Source organism: Nodularia spumigena CCY9414 (assembly GCF_000340565.2).
Lineage (GTDB): Bacteria > Cyanobacteriota > Cyanobacteriia > Cyanobacteriales > Nostocaceae > Nodularia > Nodularia spumigena.
Map to the genome: position 1 here is coordinate 2,348,412 of NZ_CP007203.1, position 1,386 is coordinate 2,349,797.

At 43.6% G+C, this 1,386-nt stretch carries 1 protein-coding gene and 1 pseudogene; both read left to right on the top strand.

Annotated features, from left to right (window positions below; all coding sequences use genetic code 11):
• Positions 1-929: tetratricopeptide repeat protein (locus NSP_RS10490; protein WP_017804058.1), on the top strand; the 929-nt coding region annotated here is incomplete at its 5' end.
• Positions 904-1,386, top strand: a pseudogene (locus tag NSP_RS10495) (glycosyltransferase); the annotation flags it as partial. The gene NSP_RS10490 and the pseudogene NSP_RS10495, both read left to right, overlap by 26 nt.

Sequence of the window (1,386 nt, forward strand, 5' to 3'; positions counted from 1 at the left end):
GCTACGAAGATGCTTTAAAATTCTACCGCGATATAGGCGCTCGCTTGGGTGAAGCAAATACATTAATAGCCATTGGCGATGTTTTGCAGTTTCTCAAACGTAGTGACCAAGCTTTAGAACGCTACGAAGATGCTTTAAAATTCTACCGCGATATAGGCGATCGCTTGGGTGAAGCAAATACATTAAAAGCCATTGGCGATGTTTTGCAGTTTCTAGACCGACGTGACCAAGCTTTAGAACGCTACGAAGATGCTTTAAAATTCTACCGCGATATAGGCGCTCGCTTGGGTGAAGCAAATACATTAATAGCCATTGGCGATGTTTTGCAGTTTCTCAAACGTAGTGACCAAGCTTTAGAACGCTACGAAGATGCTTTAAAATTCTACCGCGATATAGGCGATCGCTTGGGTGAAGCAAATACATTAAAAGCCATTGGCGATGTTTTGCAGTTTCTAGACCGACGTGACCAAGCTTTAGAACGCTACGAAGATGCTTTAAAATTCTACCGCGATATAGGCGCTCGCTTGGGTGAAGCTAATACATTAAAAGCCATTGGCGATGTTTTGCAGTTTCTCAAACGTAGTGACCAAGCTTTAGAACGCTACGAAGATGCTTTAAAATTCTACCGCGATATAGGCGCTCGCTTGGGTGAAGCTAATACATTAAAAGCCATTGGCGATGTTTTGCAGTTTCTCAAACGTAGTGACCAAGCTTTAGAACGCTACGAAGATGCTTTAAAATTCTACCGCGATATAGGCGATCGCTTGGGTGAAGCAAATACATTAAAAGCCATTGGCGATGTTTTGCAGTTTCTAGACCGACGTGACCAAGCTTTAGAACGCTACGAAGATGCTTTAAAATTCTACCGCGATATAGGCGCTCGCTTGGGTGAAGCAAATACCAGATGCAGACACGGGTGGACAAATTAAATATGCTGTAGAATTGGCTCAAGCCTTAGCAGCAAATCCACAAGTAGAACGAGTAGACCTGGTAACCCGTTTAGTTAATGATCCCAAAGTTAGTTCCGATTATGCTCAACCAGTAGAAATTCTAAGTGACAAAGCCCAAATTATTCGTGTTAACTGCGGGCCACGTCGTTATCTCCGCAAAGAAGTTCTCTGGCCGCATTTAGATAATTTTGCCGATGAATTACTCAAGCACCTGCGCCAAGTAGGAAAATTACCCCATGTGATTCATAGCCATTACGCCGATGCTGGATATGTGGGTTGTCGGGTTGCTGGTTGGTTAGGTGTACCACTTGTGCATACTGGTCACTCTCTGGGACGTGTGAAACAACAAACGACTTTTAGAGCATGGCACTAAAAAAAGGGAAACCATTGAAAGCACTTATCACATTAGTACACGCATTGAAGCCGAGGAAGCCAC